The following is a 6278-nucleotide window of genomic DNA, read 5'->3' as shown; positions in this document are numbered from 1 at the left end:
TTTTTAAGGAAAAAGCAGCAAAATTTGTTTCAGGATTTAATTCATTTTCTAAAGAAGAACAGGCATTGTATGATAAAGCTCATATCTCTCGTGATATAAGAAATCAGTGCTTTATGTGGGCTATTATAATGCTGGCAGGAGCATTATTATCTTGCTTTTTAACCCCATATATAGCTATACCAACCTATATTATTTGGTTAGTTCTGTTTTTTAGAGAAGTCCACTTTGATAATCATAAAGCGTTTGAAAAATATTTATTAAAGTAAATTCCAGTTTGTCTAACAGGAAAATTAGAAGTTGTATGAGTGATAAAATAGGAAATATATGAGGAGGATAAAATTGAAAACAATTCATGCATTTATCGGAAAAATAGGAATTGCATTTTATTTTCTGTTTTTATATCAGGCATGGAAGATATGCCAGTATGGAGGCGTAAGGAGAAACCTGCCAATACTGCTTCTTGCAGTCGTCGGGGGCATAATTTGTGCGGTTCTCTTGTTGTGTTCAGGTAGGAAGAAGCGAGAGAAGGAAATAAAGGGCAAAAAGAATGCACTCTTTATAGCAGAAATCATAGTAGTACTGCTTGTTACTGGGTATTTTGGTGTGCGTATTGTTTACGCTGCGATTCCTTATAATGGGAGGCTTTCTTGGGAAATCGATGAGTTCCTACACAAAAAAGAGATCGATTTTGTTCATACCAATTTCCTCGAGGATGGAGTAGAAGGGATTTTTACAGATTTGGACAAGGCGCTTGATCTGCCTGAGAAACTCTATATTACAAAAAGTTTTACACTGTCATTTGATGAACATGGAGAAATTAGCAAGCTTGATACCTTTTTATACGGAAAAGATGAGAAAGGAACGACAAAAACTTACCTGATTTCATATGACAAAGCAAAGAACGAAAAAATTACTGTCTGGGTTGATGGGGAGGCGAATACGAATTACAACAGCGATATGCAGTTGAATCCGATGCTTCAAATTTTAAAAACAGCGGATTACAAAGAACGTGTAGCGGCATGGGCTTCTCTTTATGAAGCGCAGCAGTATGAAATTCTGTATTATGGAAGAAGATCTTTTTCAACTGCGGAAGGTTTAGTCATTGTGGATGGAGAAGAAGGTGTACTTTCACAACTGCAAAGTGGAGGAGAAGTACTTGGATTTGAGGTGTCTTTGCATATGCCGGAACAGGATGGAACTATGCCTGTGCGCTATATGAGTAATCCAGAGTATATCAGTCCTGATATGATAAGTGCAGCAGAGGAAGACGCACAGATTGAGGAAGCAAAGAAGGAAGATGCATGGACAACAGATTCGTCCGATGGTTCTATGTACTTCTTTTTAGATGGAAATCAGGGTTGGCGCTTAGCTGTTGTAGATGCAGCAGCTGGAAGTAGATTTTATCAATTAGAACATACCACAGACGGTGGAACCAACTGGGAAACAGCTAGCACAGATCCATTTCAGGGAAATGGAGGCGTAGCGGAAGGACTAATTTTCTATGATGGCAATTTCGGTGTTGCGGGCTTGTCAGGAGCATCCCAGACACATTCGACACTTTACCTTACAAGAGATGGTGGTCTAACATTTACTGCCGTGCAGCTCCCGATGGATACTGTAACAGAGCTTCCAAAGACCGCACAAGAATACGGTCTTACATTGGATGATTATTCTTATTGTGAGATGCCTGAAAAAGAAGGTGATATCTTCACAATCCGGGTTTTGAGTGCAGCCGGAGAATCGGATGCGATTCTGTTTGAGTCAAAGGACAATGGCGAGACATGGACTTATATAGGTTCATGAAGGGGTAACTGTTAGGTAACTTTGAATTTGATGGGGTGATAAAATGGATTTTAGATTAGCTGGTATGCAGGATTTGCTACAGTTAAAAGATGTGTATAAACAAATTATTAAAAACATGGATGAACAGGATATTCAAATTTGGGATGACATTTATCCTTGCGAATTTTTTGAAGAAGATATAAAAAATAATCAACTCTATGTTTTACTTAATAATGGCGAAATAGTGTCAGCTTTTGTTTTGTGTAAAACAAACACAGGAGAAAATGCAGTTAAATGGAAAGAAAATCACGCAGAAGCTTTTTACATTGATCGATTAGGTGTCAATGTTAAATATTTGAAAAAAGGGATAGGTGGTCTAATGCTTGATAAAGCAAAGGAAGTGGCTAAAACTTTTGGTGCTGAATACCTAAGACTTTTTGTAGTAGATGTAAATATACCAGCTACTCAACTATATGAAAAAAACGGATTTTTAAAAGCTGACGGTGTATATGATGAAGCATTTGATGATGGATTTGTACTGCATGAGTTTGGCTATGAAATAAAACTCTAATAGGTGTTACAAATTACAGTCTGTTGAAGGAACGTATAGAGACTATACGTTCTTTTCTTTGAGATTTTTTTCCTTCTATTATGAAATTTAGTGCATATTAATGTCTTTTTAGAAAATATAATTGCAAGAATTTGTGAATAAGGAATATTATGAATAGCAAGTACAGTGTGCATGGTACAGTATTATTTTAAGGCAGTTGAATATTTTTATTAATGGTGAATTGGGAATTAATGACTATAGGTGCACACGTTTTTATTTGTACTATTAGTTCACCTAGGTAAAAATTATATTGACCTTAGAATTTACGAGACAAATATTGGGGAATGGTATAACCAGTATATATTTTACTGTTTATATAAAAGGGGTAGTGTATGAATGCGCTATTGAGATTTTGCACTATCTAAATTTTTACAAGGGAGGAAAGAAATGGGAACAAGCCAAAAAGTAAAAAAGTTTCTTGCGTTTTTACTTACTACAGTGCTTACAGTAGGATTACTTCAGTTTGCACCGGGTGTAAGAACTAACGTAGAAGCAGCAAATGTGCCCGAAGCAGGGCATAGCTATACCTTGAACTTTACTACACTTTCGGGTGTAACAAAGCTCAATGGATATACGTCTGATGATGGTATATTCAAGGTAGTGTCAGATACTGACAAAGCGTACTGGCATGATGGCAGCATGGTGCAGCATTATATAACGGAGATAAAATCAAAGTGAAAGTTGCTGGAAATGCGGATATCCAATTAGGTCTTTGTGGTTATGGTAATGCGACAGCATTTACAGTGACAGATGAAGCGGGTAAAGAAATCGGTTCTACATCTGGCAAGGGTACACAGGATGGCGCAGGTGAAAAGGTATCTTATAGCGGAGATGCCACTACACTTACTATCACATGTTCTGCAAATGCTGAAGCATATCTTCATTCAGTGACAGTTTCTAACTATGCGAAAGAAGGCAAGGCAGAAAACTTCACTATGATGCTTGATAACATCGCTAAGAAAGGTGTTGTTGCAACAGGTGATTATAAATATGGTGACAGTGTTCTAACTTTAGTAGGACAAGGTAGTACACAGTATACTGCAAAAACTGGTAAAACAGTTAAAGTGAATGGCAAGGAATATAACAGCTATACAGCAGGTAAGAGACATGCAAGTAGCGATAACATGTCAACTATTCCTCAAGCAGGAGATGGAACATTAACTAAGTTTACTCCAGCTGCTAAGGGTATGATGACAGTTTATTTTAATTCTGTATCATCTTTAAGAGTATATGATTTTAATTCAGAAGATGGTTCTAAGGTAGGCTCTACATTAACTGAAAAGGGAGTTACTTCATATTCATTTGCAGTCGCTCCAGGACATACATATGTTATGTCTACTACAAGTGCAACTGATAACTTATTCTATGCAGGTTATAAGTATGTTGTAGATAAGACTGTCAGTGTGCCAGTTAAGTTCAACAATGTAAATGCTAACTTATATGATTCTTTTGAAATTAAAGCAGTAGATACTGAACTAAGCAATCGTTCAGTTAAGTTAGTCGATGGTGCTAATGTAAACCTTCTTGAAGGACATACATATAGACTATCAACAAATGATACGAGTGTAAAAGCACTTGTTGGTGACAGTTATACATTTACAGCAACAGCTAATACACTAGTTGTATCTCTTTATGATGTACCAGATGCAACTGTCAAAGGTACTATTACAGGTACACCTGCAGGTACTGTTAAAGAATTAACATTTGAAAATATGTTTAATGGTTTAAAGTATACAGCTACGATCACAGGTAACACATATACATGTTTATTAAAACCAGGTGAATATAAAACACAGGTTGAAACAACTAATGGTGGTGTGACATCTGATAGAGTTTCTGTTAAGGCAGAAGGTACAACAGTAAACGAAGTTTATGTTGAACTTCCAGAAAAAGAAGCTGAAGCTATTCCGTTCAAGAGTGAAATCAGCGTTCCTGGAGATTATGATTCATTAAACGAAGCATCAGAAGCTATTTTACATATGCAGAATAGACCAGAAGGAGAAGCGGGAAGAGTTACAATTAATCTTACTTCTGATTTATCTGAACAGACAGTTATGAATGCACCATACGTAACACTTAAAGGTAATGGTCATACTGTTTCATGGTATTATGGTGTTGGTACATTATATTATTCAGTTGATCCTGCAACAGGACTTTATAATGAAGTACTGGCAAGAGACAAGTATTCATATGCTGAAGCAAATGCTAATCTTTGGGGTGGTGTATTTATTGTAAAGGGTAATAACTTCATTGCTGAAGATACAACATTCAAGAATACATACAACTATGAACTTACAGAAGCAGAAAAGACTGATATTGCAGGTTCTACACTTTCAGTGAATAGACTGGCACCAAATGCTGATGTAACAAAGTATGCTTATAAAGAAAGATCTAACGCATTCTATATTGATGCAGATAATATTGAATGCTATAACTGTAAGATTCTTTCATCACAGGATACATTAGGTAGAAATGGTTCAAAAAACTGCAATTATCATACATATTTTAATAATTGTGTGATTGGCGGTAATGTTGACTATATCTGTGGTGAATTCTCAGCAGTATTTGATAATTGTGAATTGCAGTGGAAGACATATAAGGATGATGCTTCTAACAATGCAAAAGTTGGTTATATTACAGCCGCTAAGACAAGCCCATATGTATTTAGAAATTGTAATGTTACAACAGATGGTGTTGGCACAGGTGTTGTAGGATACTATGGTAGAACATGGGGCGCTTCTTCAAATAGTACATTTATCCAGACTCAGACTAATGGCCTCATTAATGCTGAAGGATGGAGAGAAATGAGTGCTGGAGATGGTCAAACAGCAGTATTTAAAGAATATGGTAACTTATCAGGTGAAACACCATTTGTTACAAATGGTAAATTCTGCTTGGCTGCCAATCAGACTGCAGAAGCTGTAGCTGATTATATTGATACAGACGCTAATAGTGCAATTAAAACAGTACTTAATGGTTGGAAACCTGTTCATTATGGTAATGCAGTAAAACCAGGAGATAAAGATGATCCAACAGTTACACCAAAGTCAGGACTTATGTATGAAAATAACCATTTTGTCTATTATTCAGATGGAGAAGTAAACAAAGAATTTAAAGGACTCGCTGAGTATGAAGGTGAAAAGTATTATGTACAGAATGGGACTGTAGATACAAAGCTAACTGATGTAGTCTATATTGATGGTACTTGGTATTATATTGATAAAGGTCGCTTGAACGAAGAAACAAGGGATGTTATTTATCATTGTGGTGGATGGTACTTTGTAGAGAATGGTACAATTGACTGGACTTATACAGGTGTAGTAGAACATTGTGGTGGCTACTTCTATGTTGAAAAAGGTCAGATTAACTGGAACTATACAGGTGCATGTAAAACAGATGGTGTTTTATACTACATTCGTAAAGGCTCTCTTGATACGAATAAGAATGGTTTAACATATGTTGATGGAACATGGTTCTTATTAGAAAAAGGTAAATTAAAGACTGATTATACTGGTTTAGTTCAGTATGAAGGTAGATGGTACTATGTTGAGAATGGTATTCTTAATTGGAACTATACGGGTCTAACAAAGTACTATAGTACATGGTATATGGTAGTGAATGGACAGTTAGACTGGAAATTCAATGATGTTACTTATTACTTTGGTACTTGGTACTATGTAAAGAATGGTGTTCTTGATTGGAATTATACAGGTTTAACACAACATTGTGGTACTTGGTATTATGTAGACCATGGTAGAATCAATTGGGATTATACAGGTCTAACAAAGTATTATGGTACATGGTATATGGTTGTGAATGGACAGCTAGATTGGAATTTCACTAATCTAACTAAATACTATAACACTTGGTATTATGTAGAAAATGG

At 35.9% G+C, this 6278-nt stretch carries 5 protein-coding genes; all 5 read left to right on the top strand.

Annotated elements, in window-relative coordinates; genetic code table 11:
- The coding region (locus B2S90_RS05235; protein WP_286696646.1) for a DUF3784 domain-containing protein at positions 1-266 on the top strand (266 nt) is incomplete at its 5' end.
- Between the two features lie 73 nt (positions 267-339).
- On the top strand, positions 340-1803 hold the full coding sequence (locus tag B2S90_RS05230) for a WD40/YVTN/BNR-like repeat-containing protein (protein ID WP_278598050.1): 1464 nt from the start codon (positions 340-342) through the stop codon (positions 1801-1803).
- Between the two features lie 43 nt (positions 1804-1846).
- On the top strand, positions 1847-2353 hold the full coding sequence (locus B2S90_RS05225) for a GNAT family N-acetyltransferase (RefSeq protein WP_278598051.1): 507 nt from the start codon (positions 1847-1849) through the stop codon (positions 2351-2353).
- A 426-nt stretch (positions 2354-2779) separates the two neighbouring features.
- Positions 2780-3070, top strand: coding sequence for a hypothetical protein (locus B2S90_RS05220; protein ID WP_286696645.1), 291 nt, complete (start codon positions 2780-2782; stop codon positions 3068-3070).
- Positions 3067-6278: pectinesterase family protein (locus B2S90_RS05215; RefSeq protein ID WP_286696644.1), on the top strand; the 3212-nt coding region annotated here is incomplete at its 3' end. The genes B2S90_RS05220 and B2S90_RS05215, both read left to right, overlap by 4 nt.

Source organism: Catenibacterium sp. UBA627 (assembly GCF_002299355.1).
In the GTDB taxonomy this organism is placed as follows: domain Bacteria; phylum Bacillota_I; class Bacilli_A; order Erysipelotrichales; family Coprobacillaceae; genus Catenibacterium; species Catenibacterium mitsuoka.
The sequence above is the reverse complement of the archived record's forward strand: the minus strand, read 5'-3'. Positions and strand labels throughout refer to the sequence as shown.